Origin of the sequence: Chryseosolibacter histidinae, from assembly GCF_018598225.1 — a bacterium.
Classification (GTDB): Bacteria; Bacteroidota; Bacteroidia; order Cytophagales; family Cyclobacteriaceae; genus Chryseosolibacter; species Chryseosolibacter histidini.
Window position 1 is genome coordinate 41929 of the sequence record NZ_JAHESF010000010.1, and the last position, 25734, is coordinate 67662.

Genomic DNA, 25734 nt, shown 5'->3' on the forward strand with positions numbered 1-25734 from the left:
TAAGCCGTGTCATCTCATATCTCTTAATTATTCCCGTGCTCGAGCTCGTAACGCGACAATACGGCATACTCCGCGGCAAACGCAAAGTTGAACATCGCTTCTGTCTTGTTGTTGCCGTTGTCACGACTCCACCCTACCAGTAAATTGGTGGGCAGGAAACCCTTGTACAGGAAGTTGTCGTATCCGTGATCCAGGTTTTGCTGGAACGACTTGATGTAGTCACCAACCGTTCCATACGAAGGATACACGTCTACATATCCGCGCATCAGCACGCCATTGAACCAGTTCCTGAAGCCGCTGATATCATAGGTATAATATCCGGCCTTGGTCTGTCCAAGCTTTGCGAAATACTGGAAAGTGGCATCCGATAATTTCCTGGCATCATCGAGGTACGCGTTATCGCCTGTTACACGGTACAGATCGGCGCTTCCGGAGAGCATGGTGCCGCTGTTATAGGTGATCGCAGGGCCTACACGATCCTGGCAGGTGGTGCCCTTGCGGTAGGTAGTGCCATTCACGGTTTCTGTCTGAGGACTGCCTGGTGTGCAGCCACCCATCATATCGTCGTACACACCATCGGCGCGCAGCAATTTTTTCTTCTGCCATGCATATATTTTTTTAGCGAAATCCAGGTAATAGTCGCTCTTCTTCACCTGCATGGTTAGGCGGGTTTGCCTGTCTGCAGCGTCTATGTAGCTGTAGGTTACTTCATCACTCTTGCCTTTGTAAAGCTCGTATAGCCATACCAACGGACTCACCATGGGCCCATTGCTGCAGGAGTGTTTGGTAACATAACCCGGGCCCCAGGGAATACCCCCAAGCTCGGCCCCATTGGCATCACGTGTGCAATCCCATCCGTCAAGCACGTAGGCGGTCAGGTACTCCGCTTTTTGCAGGTACACGTTGTTGCCGGTGAGCTTGTAAGCCTCGAGCAATTCACGGATGAGCCACATCTGGTCATCATACACGTTTTCGATTCCCTCCACTTTGGCAGAACCTTTGGAGCCGCCGCGGTTCACACCGTATACCGACCATTCCCTGGTTTGTGTGTAAGAGACGAGCTGGAAAGTGCCCAGGTAATAATCTGCATTGTCATACAACTTGTACAGCAGCTCGGAATACCTGTTGAAATGTTCACTGTGCAGCGCCGCGTTGCCATGGTCCTTCTGCGCTTCGAGGCCGTGAAGAATGGCATTCACTGCTTCGATGGCGCTGGTATACATCCAGATACTGCCTTTCTCGTCAGAACGTACGCCGGTGTAAGGATTATAGTACCTGGCCATGGCCATGCCATCGCCTGTAAAATGAGAAGCGATGGCGTTGTCAGTGAGCTCCATGGCACGAAGCAGGTTCTGCTCCGAAACACTTACCTCCGCGGGAGGCTCGGGCGCATCGTCTGCCGTATCGCTACAGGCCGTGATGATGATCAGCAAAATAAAGCTGCAGGTAATAATGATGTTGCGAAAAATTGTCATGCTATGATTCATGTTTTTAGTTCAGCGCAATGCTGTGGATAGCCATCTTGTTCTCACCTGAGTTAGCAACGCCATTGTACACACCCAGAACGAGTGTCACATTTTTGCCGTTGAATGGTGACAGGTCGTACACAAACGACGCATAACCTTCGGGGTTGCCGGCGCTGCCATCGCCATGTTTAAACTTCCAGCAACCGTCATCGGCAGCACTGGCATCCTGTGCTGTATTGGACTGAGGAGCCACGTGGGTAACGGTACCGTTGTCTTCTATCGCGGTAAGCTTAAAGTACAGGTAGTTGGTGCCGAAGCTGCGTGTTCGCAGGGTCACCTGGTTGTTTCCTGATGCGATGGCAAATTTTGCGTACAGGTATGCTTCGGGCACTTTGGTGCTCACCTCTGGCGTACCGCGTGTTTTGATGATATAACCTTCGGAAGGGAACACCTCCGGATCTTTCTTCAACGGAACAAAAGACCAGGTTGCACCCAGGTGGCCAACCTCACGCCATTTCCGGTAGGCATCAAAATAATTATCGCGGTTGCCGCTTACAGGGCTGATGCCGGTGAAGGACTTTTTCATGTGCGGCATGGTGGACCGTACAGTTTCCTGGCTCAGCTTCCAGCCGTCAACAACGTCAGTACCGGGCAGCCAGTCCCAGTTCACTACTTTTTTATCGGCAAAACGAATGGCGCGAAGAACAAGCTGTTTCCAGTAGTCGCCCGTAGCCTGGCGGTAAATGCCAATGGCAATGATCACTTCTTTTCCTACGTAATTGCTCAGGTCAAATTCAAAGTCGGTGTAATCGCCCGAGCCATAGGTTTTGTTCTCGCCGATTTTTACGGTGGCAGCCTGAGGCGCGGAAAGATCGATCACCTGAACGCCAAAATGAGCAGGGCTTGCGGCGTCGGCATTGTGGGTGCGCACCCTCAATGAGAGGATCCTGTTGTCTTGCGTGATCTTTTTGCTTCCATACACAAACGAATCGAATACATTCAGATCGGCAGGGTTGCCGCGGTCTTCCACGTTATTGCGGATTTGCAACGTGGTGCCTTCGTTTTGCTCCTGCCACGCGCCGCGGAAATCCAGGGTACACATATAGTCGCACGCCCAGTCCCAATGCGGATAAGCATCGCCATTACGTCCGCCCCGGTACTCGTTGTAGTACCACTTGTCAGCGCTTGCCAGGTCCGAAGCCGTTAACCCGCGCAGAAGCTCCACACCACCCATCTTGATATTGGCTGTGGCGATGCCGTTGACAAAATCGGCTTTCGTTACCTTTTTGGTAAGGGTTACATAATTGTTTTTGGTAAAGGTTACGGTGTAATCGTCGGCAACCAGGTTCTCGATGGTAAAGGCACCATCGCTTCCACTGGTGACCGTACCCGCAACACCTACGCTGACCGTGACACCTGCCAGCGGTGTGTCGCCATTCTTGGCATCCGTAACGATACCAACGATCTTCGAAGAAGCACTCACCAGCGTGGCATTGGCGGTAGCTTTTTTACTGGTATCAAACTTCTCAGGCGAAACCGATACGCTGACGGTCAACCATCCTGTTTTGGAGAAGGTCACGGCGTGGATCTTCAATGATACATTTTCAACGGTGTAGGTCCCGTCATCTGCCGTGGTTACTGACAGATCATCTTCCTTGATGCCGGAAACGGTAACCTTAACCCCGGAAACGGGCTGCCCTGTATCATCCTTAACGACCCCGCTGATGGTGCCCAGGCTGGCATTGACCGGGTCGTCTTCCTTGTCGCAGGAGACAATAAATGCCCCCAGCAACACCACGTACATAAAGGTTTGTAAAATTCTGATCATTGTTTATATGGTTTTAAGGGTAAAGACATGTTCAGTTTGGCTCCTAAAGGCTGCCCGGCTGATCGTGATCCAGGTACCACCTGTTATCGATTGAAAACCGTTTGCAAACGTTATTCTAACCGGTTAGTGGTTAAAATTGTGGGTTAAAACAGGGTTAACAGGAGGAAAAAAATGCTAATCGTTAGAATTCAGGGGATTCTGACTTTGTTAGTTGGGGATGAAAGCGCACAGGCGGGTTTGGACCTGCGGGGAGCAGGCTGGGTCAGCGAACCCTTCCGTTACTTCTTCTTCTCGATATTGATCTCGTTCAGCGTATCGCTTACTTCCTTGAGCATGTTGTTGAGCTCTTCGGCGTTGCTTTTTAAGATGGGCAGGTAGTCTTCGAGTGTTTTGGCCTTGTTGCTTTCCAGGTCGATCAGGTTCAACAGGCCCATGATGCGGGCCAGCGGGCTCCGGACCCGGTGCTCGTTAATGAAGGTGAATTTGGTGATGCGCTGCTCGTGGTCCTTGATCTTCGCGGTGCGGTCTACGATGATCTGTTCCAGGTTGTTGTTGATCACCTCGATCTCTTCCTTCTGCTGGCTGATCATGTTGTTCTGGTCCAGCAGCTTCTTCTGTGTGCGCTCGTACCCTGATTTAAAGATGTACATCATCAAAAAGATGATGGTGCCGGTAAAGAACATGTTCCAATAGAGAATGTACGGTCCGAGGCTGAGGATGGGATCGGTGATGCTGTAAACATAATGCACGGAGAGCATGGTCGCCATGCTGATGAAGAACAATGATGCGTAGTGGGCGGCGCGCTGAAAGAAAAGCATGGGCAGCAGGCCGATGGCGAAGAACAGGTAGTCAAACCCCTCTGACTTTCCGTGAATGATCGACGCCATGGACTGTACGCAAAGGGTGACCAGGAAAACCGCGTAGCGGGCAAACACCATGTATCCCCTGGCATGAAGGATCATGAGCACCACAAAGATGACAAGCTCCGCTACACACAGCTTGAAAGGCCAGGAAGGCTCGAGATCTTTCAGTAAAAAAAGGAAAACAAGTACATCCAGGAAAGCAATGCTCAGCAGGATATTGAAATTCCGGTAAATGATGTTCTCACTTACGCTCAAACCCTCTTTACGGAGCAATATTTTAAAACCCGGCAGCACTTCGGAAAATTCAAGCTTCAAAGGTAAAATTTAAAGTTTAAACTTTAAAGTTAAAAGTTTGACCTCCACTCAACTTTAAACCTGAAACTTGAAACTTTAAACTTGAAACCTGAAACTTTAAACCCGTGCCCCTATTCGTTTTTGAGGGATTTTACCGGGTTGGCCATTGCCGCTTTTGCCGATTCCAGGCCCACCGTGATCCACGCGATGGCAAAGATCAGGAACGCCGACAACGCATAGAGCCCTGCGCCGATCTCGATGCGGTAGGTGAACGACTCCAGCCACTGGCTCATGAGATAATAGCTTAGCGGTGCGCCAATGATGAAGGCGATCAACACCAGGCGCATGAAGTCTCTCGACAGCATGCCCACGATACCCGTTACCGAAGCACCCAGCACCTTGCGGATACCGATCTCTTTCATACGTTGCTCCGCCATGAATGAAGCCAGCGCATACAATCCCAGGCAGGCAATGAACACCGCCATGCCGGAGAACAACAGAATCACTTTGGCGAGGTGCTGCTCGCGCTGGTAAAGCGAAGCCATGTGCTGATCGAGGAAAACGAAATCGAAGGCAGCGGGAACAGCCGTCACGAAAGTCTGCTCAAGCCTTGCGATGGTGGCCGGCAGGTTGGCGGCCGATACTTTCACCAGCAGGTAATTGTAAGACTCTGTAGGAACATTGTGAAAACAATATGCGCCGATGGGCTGATGCAGGGAGCTGAAATGAAAATCTTCTGTTACACCGGCGATCTCGACAGGATACTGAAAGCCACCGATCTTGATCTTTTCGCCCACAGCTTCCGCCGGCTTCATGCCGAGATAGTCCACCGCTGATTTGTTGAGCACCACCTGTGTTGTGGTATCACCGGGTGCTTTCACTGGCAATGAGGTACCTGCCAGCAGCCGGATGTTGAGCAGGTCTACCACCTCTGCACCGGCGCGGTTTGTGCTGATGGAGATCCGTTCTTCGTTGCTGCCGGGTGACGGCATGGTGCGACCACTGGCCTCGCGACCGGGAAACGCTTGTGCAAGCGCTACCTTTAATACACCGGGTATTTTTTCATATTCGAGCTTCAGCGGCTCGAGCTGAGTCTTCTTGTCAGCACCTCCGATGGAGACAGCCACCACCTGTTCGGGCTGATAGCCGAGCTTCTTATTGCGTACATACTCCAGCTGGCCATACAACACCAGCGTTCCGGCAATAAGCACTACAGAAGCGGTGAACTGGAATACCACCAGCACCTTGCGCACAGAGACGTTTCCGGCTGAACCCGTAGCCGCGCGTTGCAGCACCTTGTTCGGTGCGAATGAAGACAGGTACAAAGCGGGATACGAGCCTGACACCAGCGTCAGCAAGGCCCACAGTGAAACAAAACCTGCCCAGAACCAGGCGGTATACAGGAAGTCGTCGGTGATGTGTTTGTAGGTAAGATCATTAAAAACCGGAAGCAGTACCAGGAACAAGGTCAGGCTCAGCACCATGGCGATCAGCACAAAGACAGAAGCTTCGGTATAGAACTGGCGCGAGAGCTGCACCGCGGAGGCGCCAAGCGTCTTGCTGATGCCCACTTCTTTCTGACGTCGCTGCGACTGTGCCGTGGAGAGGTTCATGTAGTTGATGGAAGCGATGATCAGGATGATCAGGGATAATCCCGTCAGCAACTTCACCTGGCTGATGTCGCCGGCATTGCCCGCATCGCTCTGGATATCGGCAGCATACAGGTGCATGTCTTTCAGCGCCTGAAGGCCCAGCGCATACCACCGCTCTTCGGAGGGGATGTTGCGCTCGATCATCACGTTCATTTTCTTTTCTACGGTAGCTGCATTGGCACCCGGTTGCAACAGTACCAGTGTTTCGAAGCTGGCATTGCCCCAGCTCTGTTTATTGTTACGGCCTGCCCAGCTGCCTTGAAAAGGAGCGATCAGCTGAAAATCGAAACGCGAATGAAAGGGCAGGTCCCTGAATACGCCGGTCACCTCGAGCTCGGTCTTGTTGTCGATCAGCAGCACCTTACCCATGGGATCTTCGCTGCCGAAATATTTACGGGCCGCTGCACTGCTGATGATCACCCCATTCGCACCCTTCAGCACATCGCCGGGCTTTCCTTTGAGCAGGTCTATGGAGAGGATCTCCAACAGCTCGGGGTCAGCCCATATAAGGTTCTTCTCCACAACCCGCGTCTCTCCCGCCGATACAAAAGCATCGCCACCAAAATTGTGATAAAGAATGCGGGCGACCTTTTCTGCTTCGGGGATCTCCTGGGCGATGGTAGGCCCCACCTTGTTGGCTACACCCGCCCATTTTTCGTCTTTTTCATCGCCATTAGGCAATGTGAGCACATGATAGATGCGATCGATCTTGCTGTGGAAACGATCGTACGAAAACTCATCGGTAATGTACAGGCTGATGCCGAGAAATGCCGTGAGTCCGACGGTAAGACCAAGGATATTAATAATGCTGAAGGTCTTGTAACGACCAATGTTGCGCAGGGTGATTTTCAGGTAGTTTTTAAGCATGAGGTGGCGGTTCGGTAAATCAAATAGTTAACTCCGACACTCTTGCAAGCGGGGTGCCATGTGCGATTATCGCTTAAAAACACGCTTTCTGTCCCCGATCGTTGTTCCCATACGTACGAATCCGTCCGGTAGTGGGCAACTGTTACGCATTGGGATCCCGATAGCTATCGGGAGGCATTAGACATTGATGGGATGGGGATGATTTCTTCAGGCAGCTTTTCAAGTACGGCGCGTTTCAATGCATCATAATCACCCGCCTCAACAATGGTAACCTGATCCGAAGGCTGCAACCCACTTGCCGTTGTTGTGATCACAGGCAGGCCGAGAACGATGGCCTTCAACAGCAGACGCGGATGATGCTCAACATAGGTGGGATACACCACTAACCCGACACCTTCGAACGGATCAGCACCTGCTTTTTCTACGGATAGACCATTCCAGAATGAATCTTCTTCCGTTGCTCCGCCCATGATGGTGACACTAAGCTTCAGCTCGCTTGCAAGCCGCCGCATTTCATAGGCTCCTTTGCGTGCCAGCGCTGGACCGGGGAAAAGGATCCTGTTGCCTGCGGATCTTGTTTTCACCTGAACGCGGGGACGACTCCAGTCAAGCAGTATGGACTTGTTATTAAACAGGTTTGCAATCTCACGATGCGGTGTGATGATGTGTCGCGATCTGGTGAGCGCCATGCTCTCGAGATCCACAAGTTCATCGGGTGCACGAAAATCATTCAGGGTGCTGCTGGAAGGATAGTGACGATACGCTGCATCGAGGCGCTCATGCAGCTTCTCCATCGGGAGCCGGGTCATCAGCACATCGAAAGTTCTTCCACCCAGCACACCGGCAGCCCAGGCGTACGGAAGCAGGTTCTGCGATATGACGATGTGTGTGCTCTCAAGCGGAATGTGTTTCAGCATTCTTTGAGTCACCTTGCTGTCGAGCCTCAGCATCTGTGAAAAGACGTTGTTCCCGCCACCTGAAAACAACCTGATGCTAAGTGACCTGTAAAGCGCCATCAACGGAACTGCCCGCGCACGAAAGCCTTTGGCAACATTCCAGGTATAACGGTTGATCCTGATCCGCTGATCCGGCGTGAACGGCACCACGAAACGATCGCCCGTTGCTGCGGTTTTACTGATGTACTCTTCGTACTCGCTCCACCGTTCGTCCAGTATAAAAGTGGTGACTGCCTTTCGCTTTTGGAGCACTACCTTGCCGGGATGTTTAAAACATTCAAAGTTGCCGCACGAGAAACAGTCGTTGAGTTTGGAGGGCTGAACCGTCATCGCCGAAGGAATCTGCTGTACACGATGATCTGTTGTGCTCCTGAACTTCACCACAAGGCTTTCGGGTGCCAGGTCTATTTCGATGCGAAAAGATGATGATGACCTGAAGCGCAGGTCTATGTAATTCCATTTTACAGTGGCGTCCCGGCCCTTCTCCGCCAGGGAACCTTTCACTACTTTGGTATGCTTGTGCCGCTCCACGATCTCGAAGCCGGCTTTCAGGGCCGCATCGTAAAGCGCATTCGAGAGCTGGCAAAGACCACCGGCTACAGTCGGAATGATGCAGCCCTCCCTGATCTCTCTGCCCGTAACATAACCCTTGCTGCGACCGGGATAACCTACGTGCTGCCAGAAGCTGAAGACCTTTCCGGCAGGTATTTCAAGCCCATTCAGTTTCCTGGTTGCCACCCGCAGGTTCTGGATCTTTCCCGCGGTGAGGATCCAGTTCTGCTCATCGTCGTCGGGGTTCCACAGATCGCTTTCTGAAAAGGAGATCACGGCTCCGCTTTTCAGCGTTTCACCGAAAGGGAAGCGTTGTAGATCATTATCAAACCTGTTGCGCAATGCCCGGAGCAGGATCAAACCACGCGATTTGATAAAAAATATTACCTCCCTGAGCAGACTGTGCCGTTCGATCAACGTTGCCTTCATGCCGATGCCTTCTTTTTCACAAGCAAACTTTTTAAAAGTAGGCGAAAACTTTGTACGCTTCAAACACGCGCGGAAAGATATTGTCAAAACTTTTGCAATTCGTATCTTTCAGCATGAAAATCCCCCACTCCCTCATGGCCGTGATGGCCTGTTCAATGGCTGCATTGATCTCATCGTGCGGCACCAATTCAAAAAGCGCTGAAAACACTGCCGAAGAAACTGGTTCCTCCGGTCCCGAGGCAAAGGAAGTGATCTACATGGAAGGTGTATATGCCACTTCTACCCTCCTGCCCCTGGCGCAGTATGGCGTTGAAAATGTTTTTGACGACGACACAACAACTTATTGGGCAACCGCCAAAGGCGCAGGACCGGATGAAGGATTGATGCTCTATTTTCCTGCTAAAACTTACGTGAAAGAGCTGGTGCTCAAGCAGGCTGAAAACGATGACCTGGCCACGGTACAAGAAATTACCGTCTATGCCGATGGACAAAGAGTCGAAAGCTTCGACGCTTCACAACCCGTGAAGATCGAAAAAGATGTAACAGCGCTCTTCATCAAGATCGCGTCGGCAGACCAGTCAAGCACGGAAGATCTCGTCAAGGAAGGCGGCGACGAAACACTCTCTACCGAAACATTTGACAGCAAGTTCTCCGTGGGCATTGCAGACCTGAAGCTCTTCAACAACGAAGGCCCGCTGAAGGTACATGCGCCGCTGGCTGTTGCAGGTGCTATCACGGCTTCATCTACCCTGAAGCCCGCCGAAGCCTATGCTCCCTCTATGCTCTTCGATTCACGCAAGGAATTTGTGTGGGCAGAAGGTGCTGCCGGCACCGGTGAAAATGAAAAGCTCACATTCACCTTCGGCGCAGACCAGCGCATCTCAGCTGTCAAGATCTGGAATGGTTATCAGCGCTCGGAGAAACATTTTACCTCCAATGCCAGGGTAAAATCTTTTGAGTTCGGGCTGAAGAACGGCGCCAAAGCAAAATATACAATTGAAGACAGCATGGAACCCCAGCTCGTGACATTGGGCGAGCCGCTCACCGGAAAAGAGTTTGAGCTTACGGTACTCGAAGCTGTTCCGGGCAGCGCTTACAAAGACCTTGTGATCAGTGAAGTGCTTTTCTTCGACCAGGCCACGCCCGTGCTGATCAGGGACGATGGTAAAGCAGAAGAGAACATCAAGTCATTGATCGCTTCCACCAGGGGCTCGCTGATGGAGTCGTTTGTGGACCGGAGACTTAAAAACCATCAGGAAACACCTTACGCCACCTCCGACAAATCGCTCATATTGCGGTCTAATAAAACCTTTGTGCTGTACGAGCATACCACTTCCAGCGATGCCTCCAGGGAAGAAAATTCAGAGATCGTTGCGGATGGCAACTGGGAAATTGTGGAGCAGCAAGGTAATTATGCCAGGGTGAGGATCTTCGGCAAGCTCATCAACCTGTCTGAGACGGTAGATTATTACAAAGGCAATACGCAATCTTCGTTTGTCAAGATCTTCCAGGACAACCTGACCATCACGCCGGCAGAGGTGAAGGGTGAAAAATATGTGGATACCTTCTACAACGGATCACCGGGTGACCGGTAACACGGCCTTATTGTTTTGATTTTGGGATCAAGTGGCGTTGCGAGGATAAAAGACCTGCTCCCTGCAGCGGGTATCTCCGTGGCGTTGTTCAGCATTTCGTTTGTCCTTCGGTACCTCGCGTTTAGCCAGACAGTGTATGCCAACGGATGGGATGGGTACTTTTACATCAACCAGGTAAGATCGTTCCTTGAAGAGGGGAAAATGGATGTTGCGGACAGCGCGCTCATCTACCCGATCATGATGGGTGTTCAATGCTTCACCGGGGATTATATCCTCATGTACAAAGTAACGGGCGCGATACTGGCCAGTGCTTTTTGTGTGATGGCGTACCTGCTTTCACTGAAATGGTCGGGCAGAAATGCTGTTGCGCTGATCGTGGGGAGCTTCTGTCTTTTTAGTCCCCACCTTACCTATTTTGCAGCACAGTACCCCAAGAACCTGCTGGGTGTGATCTTCTTCCTGATGTTGCTGTATGGAGCGGATGCTAGGCTCAAGGTGATTCCCCTCCTGCTGCTGGCGCTCAATTTCTTCGGACACCGGGTAACGGCGGTGTTGTCATTGGCATACATGACGTTGTATGCAGCAATGAAAAGAATGCCTGGGCGTATAGCGATGGTGCTGATCCTGTTTCTGTTCGTTTTTGTTGTCGCTGGTTTTTTCCTTCCGGGGATCCTCAACTTTTTTGATTCTGAGAGGCTACAAGGAATTTTCTCTCAACATCCACAGTTCGCTCCGTATTCTTTTGTGAGCGGATTCGGTCCAGGTCTCATTTCATCCTGGTGGCTTGCAGAAATAGTGTTTTGCTGTCTCGTGTTTCTAGCGGCTCTGGTATTGGTAATAAAGGCTATTATAAAGAAGAACGCAGAGGCACGCTTCACTGCATTGATACTGATCGCTGCCTTCCTGATCTTTCCGTTCTTTCATTGGTCGATGGATGCACCGGGCTTCAGGCTTCTGCTGGTATTCATATTGTTATGTCCGTTGTTCATCACCTTTTTACTAAAGGATGTTCGCCTGAGATACATCGCTCCAGTCTCCTGTGCGATGCTGCTATTCTTCAGCGCTTTCTCGTATCGGAGTTACGATCCTTCCAGGCACGATCCACCCTACGGCCTGTATAGTATGATGTGCAGAGAGCTCGTGGCCAGCAAGGAACCCTGCGAGCTGATCATCGCGCACAAGTCCCTCGCCGAATATGTGGTCTATGCAACCGGAACAGATGCCATGTCATGGATCCCTGAATACAACATAGAAAAAGAGAAGCTGTGGAGAATCGCCGCCGGCATAAAAGATGTACAGTTCCGTTTCTATCTCAGCCCCGACGACCTGAAACATATCCACCGGCTTTCACCCTCCTACACTTTCGTGCGGGAAGATATCTGGAAAAAATTCATCGCAAACGTAAGGCAAGACGGCAACGAAGAATTGATCAGTGAGCTTACCAACTGGCGAAATCCTGATAAGGGTCGCCCGTATTTTCTGTTGAAGAACAAGCGCTGAAATCAAATGCAAAAATACAAAATGCAAAACGCTAAGATCGCAAAGGAGGCGCAAAGAACGCAGAGGTAGCGAACCTCTCTTCTGAAACCCGTCATCCTGAGCGATGCAGGTGTGATAGCATACGGGAGCGAAGGATCCCCAGATCGCTTACTGCGTACTTAATTCGAGCGCATTGCACATTCGTAGGCACACTGTCAAATGGGGATCCTTCATTCGCGCATTCCTACGCTCAAACCACCATTCAGGATGACGGCGAAACGAGGCGGCTTCTTCGCGCTCTTTGCGTGAACCTGCATTTCGCCTACTCTTGACTCCTTACTCCAAGCCCATACACCGCCCCGTTTTTCGGCTCCGACACAGGAGCATGCGACTCAACAGCTTTCTTCTGCCGCGACAGGTAAGAGTACATGGCCGGGATCACGAACAAGGTAAGTATCAGCGAGAAGATCACACCACCTACGATCACAAGGCCCAATGGCACCCGGCTGCTGGACGAGGCACCCAACGATAAGGCTAATGGCAATGATCCTAGCGCCATGGCAAGGCTCGTCATCAGTATAGGGCGAAGGCGCAGGCGCGAAGCTTCGATCACGGCGTCGACTTTACTCAGTCCCTCTTCCCGTTTCTGGTTGGCAAACTCCACGATGAGGATACCGTTCTTGGTCACCAGTCCGATGAGCATGATGATGCCGATCTGTGAAAAGATATTCAAGGTGGCGCCGAAGAGGAACAGTGCCAGTAGCGCGCCCGTAATGGCCAGCGGTACGGTGATCATGATCACGAATGGATCGATAAAGCTTTCAAACTGCGCCGCCAGTACAAGGTAGATCAGCCCCAATGCCAGCAGGAAGGCAAACATGGTGTTGCCCGAGCTTTCTGCGAAGTCGCGGGAGGAGCCACTCAGCGAGGTGGTGAAGGTATCGTCAAGCAGCTTATCGGCGATCTCCTGCATGGCCGCAACGCCGTCGCCAATGGTTTTGCCGGGTTCGAGTCCCGCCGAGATGCTGGCCGATTTATAACGGTTGAAGTGATAAAGCGAGGGTGGTGTGGTGGATTCCTCCACGGTCACAACGTTGTCGATAGATACAAGCTCTCCGGTGGCTGTGCGAACATAAAGACTGCGCAGGTCACTCGGGTCGTCGCGGTTGATGCGGTCTACCTGCCCGATCACCTGGTATTGTTTTCCTTCCTTGGTGAAATAACCGAACCTCAGGTTACTGTAAGCGAGCTGAAGGGTTTGAGAGATGTCTTGCACGCTGATGCCCAGCTCCGTTGCCTTCAACCGGTTGATGATCACACGCAGCTCGGGTTTGTTGAACTTCAGGTCTGTGTCCGCGCCCTGCAGTACGGGGTGGTCGTTGGCCGCCTCCAGGAATTTAGGGAGCACCTGCTTCAGCTTTTCAAAGTCATTGTTCTGGATCACGAACTGCACGGGCTGTCCTGCCCTCCTGCTGGTGGAGATGGTCTGCTCCTGCGCGGCGAAGGCCCTCCCTGCCGAGAACTTGGGCAAGTTACGGTTCACCATATTCACCACTTCCTGCTGCGACCGCTCTCTTTCATCGGGATCGTTGAGAAAGACCCGCACCATGCCGTTATTCGTGCTGCCGGCACCGCCACCCGACCCACCGGTGAGCGAGTAGATGATGTTGGCCTCCGGAATGGAATCGATCAGGAACTCGGCAATGTTGTCGATGTAGTTCTCCATGTATACAAACGACGTTCCCTCCGGCGCAGACACCTGCAGCCTGAACTGGTTGCGGTCTTCCAGGGGCGCCAACTCGGACTGAAGGTTGTTGATCAGCAGGTACGATGCCGCCAGGCACAACACTACAATGACGATGGAGACCCAGCGCATTTTCATGAACCCTGAAAGGCTGTTGAAGTAGGCGTTCTCCATGCCCACAAAGAAACGTTCTGTCGCCTCGTAAAAGCGCGATTTTTTCCGGTGGTCGCGTGTCAGCTTCACACTTAACACAGGTGTGAGGGTCAGCGACACAAAACATGAGATGAGCACGGCGCCCGCCACCACGAAACCGAATTCGCGGAAGAGCCTGCCCACAAAACCTTCCAAAAAGATGATGGGAAGAAATACAAAGGCCAGCGTAATGGACGTAGCGATCACCGCGAAATAAATCTCCTTCGAGCCTTCGCGTGCGGCGTCATGTTTGTTCATGCCCCCTTCAAGCTTCTTGTAAATGTTCTCCGTTACCACAATACCATCGTCTACCACCAGGCCTGTGGCGAGCACAATGCCGAGCATGGTGAGCACGTTGATGGAGAACCCGCAGAGGTACATGATGAAGAACGTGGCGATCAGCGACACCGGGATATCGATCAGGGGGCGCATGGCGATGATAAAATCGCGGAAGAAAAGATAAACGATAAGCACCACCAGGATGAACGAAAGCAGCAGGGTCTCTTCAACTTCCGTGATGGCACGTTTGATGAACACGGTCTGGTCTGTGGCCACGGTCAGCGTAATGTCGTCAGGCACCTCGCGGTTGATCTTTTCCATACGCTTGTAGAACTCATCCGCGATCGCCACAAAGTTGGAGCCTGGCAGCGGATTGAGGGCAACCCCCACCATGGGCACGAGCCTGCCCTTCAGTGCAACTTCTTCGTTCTCCGGCCCCAGCACCGCTTCGCCAATATCGCGCAAGCGGATGGTGCCCGTGGCTGTAGTCCTGATGCGTACATTGTTAAAGTCCTCTTCTGTAAAAAGTTTTCCGAACGTGCGCACGGTAAGCTCGGTGGAGTTGCCCGAGATCTTGCCCGACGGAAGCTCGATGTTCTGGCTGTTCAATGCCTGCTGTACATCCAGCGGTGTGAGCCCGTAGGCGCTGAGTCTTTTCGGGTCGAGCCAGATGCGCATCGCGTATTTCTTCTCACCGAGGATGCGGATGCTGGCGACACCGGGAATGGTCTGGAGCCGCTCGGCCAGCACGTTGTTGGCGTATTCCGTAAGCTCCAGCTGGTTTCGCGTATTGCTTTGCACGGAAACAGAGATGATGTAGTCGGCGCTCGCATCAGATTTCGATACCTCCGGCGGCGAATCGAGGTCGCGGGGAAGCTGACGGGCAGCCTGAGATACTTTGTCACGCACATCGTTGGCGGCAGCCTCCAGGTCTACACCCAGCTCAAACTCGATGTTGATGCTGCTGCTGCCCTGGCTGGAGTTGGAAGAAATGTTCTTGATGCCGGCAATACCGTTGATGGATTTCTCCAGCGGCTCGGTGATCTCCGATTCTATGATGTCGGCGTTGGCGCCTGAATATGAGGTACGTACACTGATGTTGGGCGGGTCAATGGCAGGGTAATCGCGGATGCCCAGGAAATTATAGCCGATCACCCCGAACACCACGATGATAATGTTCATCACCACGGCCAAAACAGGGCGTTTTAAACTCAGTTCAGAGATGTTCATGAAACTTGTCGAAAGGACACGGCACAAAGATCGGGCTAAATCGCGAAGATTGGGGTACCGCTTGAAGAAAAAGGTACGAAGTACGAAATACGAGGTACGTGATGGGCTTCGATCGGAGGCTGAACTTCGTACCTCGTAAATCGTACCTCGTACCTATTTACCGCTGAATGTCAATTTCGTAGGTAAAACTATCCGCCCTGTAATAACCGAGGTTATACTCGATCGGCCTGTCTCCGGGGTCGCAGACCAGCCTTTTGCGGAAGAGCACGGGCTCGCCTTTTTTGATGTTGAGCTTTTTGGCGATCTCGATAGGGGCAGCAATGGCGCTGATCTTCTCTTTGGAGATGGAGGGCACGGTGGCGTAATCTTGTTCCAGGATCTCGTACAAATGGCGCGAGAAGTCTTCCTCGCCACTGAGGCCCACACGGGGATGAAAGTAGGAAACGAAATAAACGAAAGGTCCTTTGTCTAGGCCGCGCAGCCGGGTCATCTTCAGCACCTTTTTGCCGGTCTCGATCTGCAGCGCGGTGGCGATCTCTTCGTCGGCCTTCATCCAGCTCACCTTGATGTCGTAGTTGATGAACTCCATACCCTTGCTGTGCATCTCGTCGCTGAAGCTGAGCCAGTTGTTGAGGCGGGTGCTCACCGTCTTTTTAATGGCCCGGGTGCCCACGCCCTTCTTGCGCACCAGCAGATTCTCGTGCTCGAGCTTATTGGTTGCCTGGCGGATGGTGTTCCGGGAAATGCCCAGACGTTTCGACAGCTCTACTTCCTTCGGCAGCAGCTTGCCGCCCTGGTACGCCGGACTGTCGATCAGTTTCCGAAGAAGGTTCTCCACCTGCACATGAAGCGGGATGGGACTATTATGATCGATCTTGAAGTCTATTGAAGCGCTTGCCTTCTTCGCCTTGACAGCCATAGGTAACAATATTATTTAAAGTTAAACGCCGCAGGTTTAAGAACAAAATGCCGCCCGCTGCGAACGTCTGAAACCATCCTGTTCTAGAACCGCGGTCCTTCCCGGAACACCTGATCAGCGGTAACACCCTTCCATTGGTCTGTTCTGAAAGGTGTTGCCGGCAATCCCTCTTTGTTATAGAAGTCGAGCGGTCCGGGGTTGTTAGACCATGCATAACGCACCGCCACCGGTTGGGCCACCTCTTTACACATAATGATCACCTTGTCGCCCTCAATGGAAGCTTTCGCCCAATAGAATTTACGGTCCTCACCCGCCACCTGGAATCCGCGCACATAACCATACTTGTCCCTGGTGATCAGGCCGCCCCCAATGTTATCAAATTCCAGGGTAATGCGGTTACCCGCGATGGTCATTTTCCGGAACGACGGCCCTGCCGAAACAATGTCTTTGCCATAGGCGGTCTTCATGGCGGCCATGCCCAGACGCCTGCCTACGTCGAGCTTGTTTTTGGGATGGATGTCGCCAGCCTCCCCGATATCGATGGCCGACGCCATGCCTGTGTTGGGCAATTTTAATGTCATGGCCTGCGCCTCCCGCAGCTCAGCCCAGTTGCTTTCGGTGGGCTGGGGCTGCTCTTCATAGTGGTTGGCCAGCTGCACGAACAGAAACGGAAGGTCTCCCATGCCCCACTGCTTCCGCCAGTCACGGATCAGCGCAGGGAACAACGCCCGGTACTCCTCCGCGCGGTCAACGTTCGACTCGCCCTGGTACCAGATAAAACCTTTGAGGGCGAATGAGGTGAGCGGCGCAATGTTGGCATTGTACAACACAGCAGGCGATGAGAACGGCGTGGCATTGGGCAGCATGGGCTTGCGGAACTTGGCCGCATCAATGGCCTCGCCCTTTTTATACAACCAGTCGCCCCACATGATCTTGTTGCCCCAGAATGGGCTCGTGGTGAACCCGCCGATGCCACCGGTATCAAATACCCGCACCACCAGCACGTTGCCTTTCTTCTTCAGCGTATTAGTAGGAACGGAATAATTACGGTGGTTATGGCGGCCATAGGTCTCTCCTATCTTGATGCCATTCACCCAGGCGATGTCGTAGTCGTCGATCTGCATCAGGCCGATGGAGAAGTTCTCCTGTTTGAAGTCGTCGGGCAGGTCGAAGGTTGTTCTGAACCACACGGCGCCGTCATGGTCTTTCAGGTCGGGCTCCGCTTCCCAGGTGTTACCCGATGCCTTTATCGGCTTCCAGTCTGCGAGGTCGGTCTCCGGCCTGAACCATTGCTGATCGATGCCAATGCCCTTGTAGTAGTATTTCTTGTACCAGTCGCCCTTGATCTTTTCAAAGTCGGCATTCAGCGCCGCGAAACTTTTTCCTTCTTTTACAATGGGACCGAGTATTTCGCCGAACTGCGGAAACTGCATCAGCGCCTCGTTGCTCATCCAGGTCTCCACCGCAGTAGCCCCCAGGTTGTCGCTGATCAGTCCTACCGGCACCTGCAGCTGCTGCTGGAGGTATTTGCCGAAGTGATACGCCACGGCAGAGAATGCGTTCACATTTTCTTTGCTCAAGGTCTTCCATCCGCTGCTCTTCACATCGTCGCGGGGCATATAGTCCGTATCGATGTTCACGGTAAAGAGCCTTACCTGGTTGGCCTGGATGAATGTTGTATCCTTTTCCTGGAAGCCGGTCTGGTCGATGCGCCACTGCATGTTAGACTGACCGCTGCAGAGCCACACTTCGCCGATGAGGATGTCAGCGAGCACGATCCTGTTCCTGCCCTGCACGATCATCCCGTAAGGACCACCCGCCGCCAGCGCCGGCAATTTCACCAGCCACTTGCCGTCCTTTCCTGCCTTAACAGACGCCGTGCGCATGCTCAACGTCACCGTAACCTCCTCTCCCGGCGATGCCCAGCCCCACACGTTGAGGGGCACATCCCGCTGCAACACCATGTTGCTTTGAAAAATTTGCGGTAGTCGTACGTCAGCACGTGAAGCGAAGGCGCTCAACATGAGAAGACATGAAAAGAAATATAGTTTTGAGTGATGAGTCATGTTCCTAATTACGTTTTCAATCGGAGAAGCCCACCGTTTAAGGTTGGGATCAACCCTTTGAGGGGTTCACCGCACAAAGTTTAAATGTATCACTTACAACCCTCAAAGGGCTGCTCGAAGCTTAACTATGTTCCCCGGAAGCACGCCAAATCGTACCTCGTAAATCGTACCTCGTACCTTCACTATGGACCGTGGTCTGTGGACAACCCGCGATAACTGCTTCCCTAACCCAAAAAAGTTTCGCAGCTACCGCAGGCATCCATAGATAATTATCCTCCCAAATGGTGACGGTGACCATTTTTAATCTCCTCCACTCTGACAAATGCTTTCAGTGTCGCGCACTGCTTGCCTTCCGACTCGCCGTGCGGCCTGATGGTGTATTCACCCACCGCTGCCGGCACAATGAAGGTCTCGGCATAGTGGACCACAAACGGCTTGAATTTTCCTGTCGGGCTTTCCACGATCGCTTCTCTGCCTTCTACCAGGTTGATGACGTTCACGCCGCCATTCGTATTATGTGATACTTTCTTGGTGAACCAGTGTCTCCGTGTTTCGATGAACTGGAACTCATGCAACCCGGTTTTCTCTTCGATCCAGCCATCGCCCTCCGCTACTTTTTCTACACGGTTGATCAGGTTCTTTTTGGTCCACTCCTTCCTGCGGTCCCACTGGATCACTTTTTCACCGTGACTGATGTTGATCGGTCTCGGTTTTCCGTCGAGGCCAAGTCTGCCCCAATCCCACAGCTTGAACGTAAAGATGTAAGGCGTAGAGCTGATCTCGAGCACCACACCGTTCCGCCCGGAGCAGTGTACGGTACCCGCGGGGATCAGCACGTGGTCATGTTTTTTGACGGGCCACTTCTGAACATATTTTTCCGCGTCAAAACCGGCGCCGCCGTTCTGCGCTTCCTTCAGCTCCCTGATCATATCCTCGGGGTCAACGTCTTCGTTCAGGCCGAGGTATACAACGGCATCCTCTTTGGTATCGAGCATATAGTAGCTTTCGTCCTGCGTATAGTCCATGCCGAAATGCTCCTTGATGTATTTTGTAGTGGGGTGCACCTGCAGGCTGAGGTGTCCGCCGTCCATGGTATCGAGAAAATCAAAACGGATCGGGAACTCGGCTCCGAATTTCGAGTACACCTGCTCACCCAGCAATGCCTTCGGTTGTTTGAACACCAGGTTGATGGAAGGGATCTCGAACACCACATCACCGAACTTCAGCAACAGGCTATTCTCTTCGGGCACACAATCGAAGCCCCAGGCAAAGTTGATCACAGACCTGTCGAGATCGGCAACTTCTTTCAGCCACTGTCCGCCCCACGGTCCCGGATCAAAGAACGGAACCACCCTGAACGGTCTTTGTGAGGCGATCTCCATACCTTTCAGCACGGCAGCGCCTTTCACCATTTTCGGTTCGCCTGCCTTGTTGGTATCGATCACAAAATCCCAGCGGTCCATCACGTTGCGCTTGTGGCGGTCCAGCACGCGCCAATCGACAAAATACGCCTGCTTGTACTGGAGCGCGAACTCTGTTGTATTGTTCGTTACGCCGAGATTGCTGATCTCGTTACGCCGCATGCGCAATTGGATCTCCCAGCGGGCCATGTCCAGGTATACAAGGTTATCCCATTGCCGTGCCGCAAAAGCTGCAGCCTCACCGTAGATTACAATGATGCCGCCTTTGACAGCGTCGATCTGCTTGCGGAGTGTGGCCAGCTTCGCTTCATCGAAGTATTCGTCGATGGTAAGCTCGGTCATGAATCCGAAGATGCGGTCGTCGGTCACGTCGGGGTAGACCATTTCGGTCACCTCTTTTTCGGACTTGAAGGCATCGGTGCTTTTGAAGAAGGCGTCATGCTTCAATCCTGCGCGCAATGCTTTTTCTATTTCTGCGTGATGTACACCGTGGTAACAATCGATGGCCACCACGAGGCGTTCTTTCTTCAGGGATGAATGATATTGGTTGAGGTGAGAACAGATGTTGCTCCAGCCCACGATGCATTCGCTGCTGTTCTCACTGACGGTGATCGAAGGATATTTATCAAAATTAGAGGTCATATTCTAGTTTAGTAATCCGTATTCGGTAATCGGTATTCGGTATTCGGTATTCGGTAATTGCGTATTTCACTGATTACTGATCACCGATCACTGATTATCATTTATGTTAGTGTTTCCAGCTTCGTTCGATCTCTTCCAGTGTGCGCTGCTTGGTTTCGGGGATCTTCATCCAGGTGAAAACCAGCAGGATAATGGAGTTGACCATGAACAGCCAAAAGGTAAAAGCGCCGCCGATACTTTCCAGCAACATGGGGGTGAACTGTGTGATGAACAGCACACCGATCCAAAGGATGATGGTACAGAACGACATGGCGATACCACGTGTTTTTGTTGGGAAGATCTCAGACATGATCACCCACGGAATAGGTCCCAGCGAAGATGCAAAGCTCGCAATGTAGCCGAGGATGAAAATGAGCAGCCACGGCCCTTGCGTGATGTTGAAGTAGAAGCAAATGCCGGTGCCGAGCAAACAGATGATCATGCCTGTTACGCCCCAGAGCAGCAGCGTTCTTCTGCCTGCGCGGTCGATCAGCCAGATGGCGATGAAGGTGAACAGCGTATTGATAACGCCGATCAGCACCGTCTGGAAGAATGCGGACTCTGCAGCGAAGCCGATGCTCTTGAAGATCTCGGGCGCATAATAGATGATGGCATTGATGCCTGTGATCTGCGAGAACAGCGACAGCACCACACCAACGATCAGGGCCATGCGCAATCCCCGCCCGAAGAGCTCTTTGACCGTACCAGTTTCGCTTGAAAGCGCTGCCTTGATCTCCGCCATCACTTCCAGTGCTTGCTCCCTGCCATTCACTTTTTCAAGCGTATCGAGGGCTTCAGCGTCGCGGTTCTTTTTCACCAGCCAGCGCGGACTTTCAGGCACCAGGAACAATAATACCAGGAACAGGAATGCAGGGATCACGCCGGAACCCAGCATATAACGCCAGCCGAGGTCAACATTCCAGGCCGCGTCGCCGAGGGAGGCGATCTTCAGGTTGACAAAATAAATAAGGTTAATACCGATCACGATCGCCAGCTGATAGAGGCTCACAAGGGTGCCCCTGCTCTTTGCCGGTGCGATCTCCGAGATGTACAGTGGCGACAGCATGGAGGCAGCGCCGATGCCCAGGCCGCCGATGAACCGTGCGATCACGAACTGGGTGAGGTCGGTGGGGATCGAAGCGCCGAGCGACGAAATGAAGAACAGCACAGCGGTGACCAGCAGTACTTTCTTGCGGCCGAACCTGTCGCTGAAATACCCGGCAAACATGGCACCGAAGGCACAGCCCCAGATGGCACTGCTAGCCGCCCAGCCTACCATGGCGGGAGAAAGGTTGAACTTCGTTTGCAGGAAACCTATCGCTCCCGCGATCACGGCAGTGTCGTATCCGAACAGCAATCCGCCGAGGGCTGCTACGACTGATACTTTGAGAACAAATCCCTGGGTGGTGGGCGCCTGATGTTTTACAGCAGTTTCCATGGTGTTTATTTTTTAAGGTGATGCAATAAGTTTGTCATTATGCAAATTATTGCTTCTCAAAAACAATTCTTACAAACCGTGGCCGGTAAAGGTTGGGAATCTTTTCTATCATCTCCGCGAACTTGAAGCTGTTCACATTGAAGCTCACCAGCAGCTCCCCGGGTTTGGAAATGGCCGGGTGCGCCTTCGCATTGTAGCTGAACAGGTCTTTATCTTCCAGGTCTGCCGTAACATCCCATACCCTTAAGCGCGGACCGAACGGACCAACAGGCGTTGCACCAACCTGCATGTAGATGGTGGGCAGGATACCGCCATAGGTATAGATCAGCGCATACTTGTTGTTACCGATGGGTGTTACGCTCAGCTCGTTGGAGACACTGTCAGCAATAGGTTGTGATTCATTGAAGTTCTTTGACCAGTCTTTGCCGTTCCAGAACTCCCATTCGGTGAAACTTTCGATGGCTTCCGGTTTCGTTCTTGCCGCCACCAGCTCCTTGGCGCTGCCCCGTATGCCGTACACATAAATGAATCCGTCGGGGCTTGCCGTTTTTGCTTCGGCAGTGTTGTCAAGCACGCCAACACCGAAAGACGTATTGAAGGTCGATCCTTCCTGGTAAGAGAAAGGCAGGTCGAGCTGGCGATGGTCTTCAAACGGGAACTTACTGCCTTGCGGGATCACCAGCAGCGAATTGCCCACCTCACGGAAAGGGAAGTCGTCTTTGGTGTTCGTATTGCGGATGCGGTAGGCAAAGATGTACATGTTTTTGCTGGCGTGGCTCACAAATCCGTCGCCCAGCCAGTAGTAGTCACCCTGCTGCGTGGCGGGTGTTTTGGGAACAAAGACAGTGGCAGGCTCACCCGCGGCGGTTTTGTTCACCATGAATTTCACGTTGGCTTCAGCGGCTTCTGTGCCCCTGAGCGTCATCACGGAGTTGTTCACCATCTTGTAACCCGGCTGAAGCTTGCCGTCTTTGATCTCGCCTACCATGGTGTCGCTGAACAGGAACAGGGTGCTGTCGCTGGCGGCAGTGCCGTTGTCAACACCGCTGTAGGGAATGGCAAAGATGCCGTCGCCACCAAACCATCCCTGAGAGCGTTTGAAGAGGGCTGTCCACTCGGGGGCGCGCTCCACGCGGAATTTCACTTCCAGGGGATCCTGCGTGGGCTCCTGCTTCGGGGAGCAGGACGCGAGCAACAGGGATGCCGCCAGGCCAAGGGTGATCAAAGGTTTCATGTTGATAAGGTTGATACCGGTTATGAACATCTAAAGATAGTATGTATGAACATATGAACAAGCGTAAGGTGTCGTATTTCTCTGAACGGGTTTACGGCAGGATGGGCGCGGCGGGGGGCCGGCAAACCCATCATCAGAAAAAAGCTCCGGCAGTTTTTGAGGCTGCCGGAGCAAGGACGGGCTACATGGTCTATTTCGGAGCGGCTTCCAGCTTGAAGAGGAACGTTTCTTCCGTGGAAAGGCCGAACACTGAAAGGTCGTAATCGATCTCGATCTCCAGGCGTTCCGTGGTCAGTGTTTTCACCCGGTACACGTCCGTCCTGGTCTGGTCTGGCGCAAAAAGATTGTACAGCTTGATCGTAAAGGTTTTTTCGTCTTCGCTCAATTCCCAGGTACTCTCCTGCCAGCATCCGTCACATCCGGTAGTACAGGCATTGGCACCATATTTCTGCGTGGCAGTTTTGTCGGCATTGAACAAATAATAATTGTCCTTCTCGCAATCCTTCAGGTCTTCAAGGTTGCCACCGTCTACCCAGATCTTCGATTTCAGGTTCCATCTTTTGGTAGGAATGTTATCGCGGGGCGACAACGTCACCACCAGCGTGAGGTCGCTTTCCAGAACAGAGCCATCGGTCTTTTCTACGTGGAAAGTAAAACCTACCAGTTTATCGATATCGCTGGTCGGCGCCAGGTAATTGAAAACATATCCGGCGCTGAACGATGACGGATTCACCGTGAGCACACCATTCTGACCGAATGTAGGGTCCGTCACCAGGTTCACTTTTTTGGTGATGGTGAACGACCGCACTTCCGCGGAAGCGATCGCTGCTGTTACGGCGACATTCTCGGCCGATAAAGTGTTCAGCCTGTATTGCCCGTTTCCGGGAGCCTTGATGTTGCTGCCTGCCACGCTGAGCGGGAGCGACAGATCGTCGGCGTTTGTTTCTGTGTCATCTTCACAGGAGGCGAAGAAGGCAGAGACCGCCATGACGCCGTATATGAATAGTTGACGATATGATCTCATGATGTTAAGTTTTTAGATGTTATATCCAATCACTGAAATTTTGTCTAGTAATCGTTTTGCGGGAGATTGGTGTTCAGATCCCTTTCGCGTTGCGGAATGGGGAACAGGTTATACCGGCTCTGCGGCACAACGCCCGGCTTTGACACTGGCACCAGCGTTTCAAGCTTACCCGTGCGCACCAGGTCGAACCAACGATGGCCTTCTGCCGCAAGCTCCAGTCTTCTCTCCTGAAGCACGGCATCCCTGAACGCTGCCTGGCTCAATCCTGACAGGTCAGGCAGCTCGGCGCGGTCGCGTACCATGTTCAGGTACGTGTGCGCTTCCGCTGAACCACCAGTTACCTCGTTGAGGGCTTCGGCGTACATCAGCAGCACATCGGCATAACGGATCACAGGGAAATCATTGGCCGACTGTGCATTGGTGAATTCACCCGGCACGGTTACATCCCAATATTTCCTGAAATAATATTTGTCGAATGGAACATTGTAAGCTGTACCGGCGACGGTCTCGTTGAATCTGTTGAATACGGTTACGGCACCTCTTTCATCGCCTGCGCCATAAGCGGTGGCCAGTGCGTTGGTGGGCACCTGCCATCCCAGTGTATTGGTAGTGATCTTCGCTGTTGCCAGTGCCTGTGGTAATAACCTTACATGGAACTGGGCCACTTCCCAGAAGATGATGGCACCACCGGCATCGCCGAAGCCAACCGAGAAGATCGCTTCTTTGCCACCGCGGTTCTGGATCTTGAACACATCGGCAAAATTATCCCACAGCTCATACTTATGTGAATCGATCACTTCCTTCGATTTCGCAGCGCTCTTCGCCCAGTCTTTGCGGGTCAGGTAAACCTTTGCGAGAATGGCTTTGGCCGCGCCTGAGGTTGCCCTGCCTCTGCCTTCGGCCTGATCTGCCGGAAGGGCCTCCGCGTCTGACAGGTCTTTAATGATCTGTGCATAGATGTCGTCGACTTTGGCTGCGCCGGGTGTGAGGGGCTCATCCACTTTCAGCAACAGCGGGATCTCACCGAACATGCGCACCAGGTTGAAGTACAGCAACGCCCTGAGGAACTTGGCTTCGTTCACCAGCCTTGTTCTCAGCGTCTCGTCCATTTTAATGGCAGGGATCTTTTCGATGGCGATGTTGGCCAGTGTGATGGCTTTGTAGTGCTGTTTCCACACATCGAAAACAACACCGTTCTGGGGAGAGTAAGCGAAGTTAGACAACTGCTCTTCGTTCACCGCGCCAGCCTGGTTGTTGTTCATCTCGTCAGAAGCAAGTCCCATGGTGATCCAGAAATTGCTGTGATAAACACCACCGAACGTATCGCCACTCTGTGAGTTGAGGTGCGCATAAATTGCGTTCACTGCCGAGATCGCGTCCTGCTCGGTCTTGTAATAATTGGAGGTAGCAACCCTGTCTTTAGGATTCTCTTCCAGAAAATCCTGACAACCCGGTGCGAGCAACGCCACAAGCGTGAACATACCGGCTATCTTTATATGTTTTAAGAATTTCATATTGACAATGC

Annotated in this window: 15 protein-coding genes; 2 read left to right on the forward strand and 13 right to left on the reverse strand. The window is 52.5% G+C overall.

The window, feature by feature from the left end; genetic code table 11:
• Positions 1-23: 23 nt before the first annotated feature.
• The 5 genes from KK083_RS11865 to KK083_RS11885 all read right to left on the reverse strand — a co-directional run bounded on the left by KK083_RS11865 (position 24) and on the right by KK083_RS11885 (position 8970).
• On the reverse strand, positions 24-1475 hold the full coding sequence (locus tag KK083_RS11865) for a glycoside hydrolase family 76 protein (RefSeq protein ID WP_254163449.1): 1452 nt from the start codon (positions 1473-1475) through the stop codon (positions 24-26).
• Positions 1476-1491: 16 nt separating this feature from the next.
• Positions 1492-3294 carry an MSCRAMM family protein gene (locus KK083_RS11870; RefSeq protein ID WP_254163450.1) on the reverse strand — a complete coding sequence of 601 codons (1803 nt, stop codon included), beginning with the start codon at positions 3292-3294 and terminating at the stop codon, positions 1492-1494.
• A 278-nt stretch (positions 3295-3572) separates the two neighbouring features.
• Positions 3573-4472 carry a hypothetical protein gene (locus KK083_RS11875; RefSeq protein WP_254163451.1) on the reverse strand — a complete coding sequence of 300 codons (900 nt, stop codon included), beginning with the start codon at positions 4470-4472 and terminating at the stop codon, positions 3573-3575.
• A gap of 110 nt (positions 4473-4582) precedes the next feature.
• A complete protein-coding gene (locus KK083_RS11880) occupies positions 4583-6970 on the reverse strand; it encodes an ABC transporter permease (RefSeq protein WP_254163452.1) in 2388 nt (795 codons plus the stop codon).
• A gap of 164 nt (positions 6971-7134) precedes the next feature.
• The gene (locus KK083_RS11885) at positions 7135-8970 is read right to left on the reverse strand and encodes a VanW family protein (RefSeq protein WP_254163453.1); all 1836 of its coding nucleotides are present in this window, start codon (positions 8968-8970) and stop codon (positions 7135-7137) included.
• Between the two features lie 50 nt (positions 8971-9020).
• Between KK083_RS11885 and KK083_RS11890 the strand changes: the two genes are divergently transcribed.
• Positions 9021-10502 carry an NADase-type glycan-binding domain-containing protein gene (locus KK083_RS11890; protein ID WP_254163454.1) on the forward strand — a complete coding sequence of 494 codons (1482 nt, stop codon included), beginning with the start codon at positions 9021-9023 and terminating at the stop codon, positions 10500-10502.
• Between the two features lie 15 nt (positions 10503-10517).
• Positions 10518-12002: a hypothetical protein gene (locus KK083_RS11895; RefSeq protein ID WP_254163455.1), complete on the forward strand. Its 1485-nt coding sequence runs from the start codon at positions 10518-10520 to the stop codon at positions 12000-12002.
• Between the two features lie 301 nt (positions 12003-12303).
• On the opposite strand, the gene KK083_RS11900 is transcribed toward KK083_RS11895, so the two are convergent.
• The 8 genes from KK083_RS11900 to KK083_RS11935 all read right to left on the reverse strand — a co-directional run bounded on the left by KK083_RS11900 (position 12304) and on the right by KK083_RS11935 (position 25723).
• The gene (locus KK083_RS11900) at positions 12304-15426 is read right to left on the reverse strand and encodes an efflux RND transporter permease subunit (protein ID WP_254163456.1); all 3123 of its coding nucleotides are present in this window, start codon (positions 15424-15426) and stop codon (positions 12304-12306) included.
• 157 nt (positions 15427-15583) lie between these two features.
• Entirely contained in the window at positions 15584-16345 is a 762-nt protein-coding gene (locus KK083_RS11905; RefSeq protein ID WP_254163457.1) for a GntR family transcriptional regulator, read from the reverse strand.
• Between the two features lie 83 nt (positions 16346-16428).
• Positions 16429-18411 (reverse strand): sialate O-acetylesterase, encoded by a 1983-nt coding sequence (locus KK083_RS11910; RefSeq protein WP_254163458.1) that lies wholly within the window; start codon positions 18409-18411, stop codon positions 16429-16431.
• 269 nt (positions 18412-18680) lie between these two features.
• Complete coding sequence (locus KK083_RS11915) at positions 18681-20474, reverse strand: class I mannose-6-phosphate isomerase (RefSeq protein ID WP_254163459.1); 1794 nt, start codon at positions 20472-20474, stop codon at positions 18681-18683.
• Positions 20475-20580: 106 nt separating this feature from the next.
• Complete coding sequence (locus tag KK083_RS11920) at positions 20581-21951, reverse strand: sugar porter family MFS transporter (protein WP_254163460.1); 1371 nt, start codon at positions 21949-21951, stop codon at positions 20581-20583.
• A 46-nt stretch (positions 21952-21997) separates the two neighbouring features.
• Positions 21998-23185: a DUF5005 domain-containing protein gene (locus KK083_RS11925; protein ID WP_254163461.1), complete on the reverse strand. Its 1188-nt coding sequence runs from the start codon at positions 23183-23185 to the stop codon at positions 21998-22000.
• A gap of 190 nt (positions 23186-23375) precedes the next feature.
• Positions 23376-24209, reverse strand: a complete 834-nt coding sequence (locus KK083_RS11930) for a lipocalin-like domain-containing protein (protein WP_254163462.1) — start codon at positions 24207-24209, stop codon at positions 23376-23378.
• A 44-nt stretch (positions 24210-24253) separates the two neighbouring features.
• Entirely contained in the window at positions 24254-25723 is a 1470-nt protein-coding gene (locus KK083_RS11935) for a RagB/SusD family nutrient uptake outer membrane protein (protein WP_254163463.1), read from the reverse strand.
• Between the last annotated feature and the right edge of the window lie 11 nt (positions 25724-25734).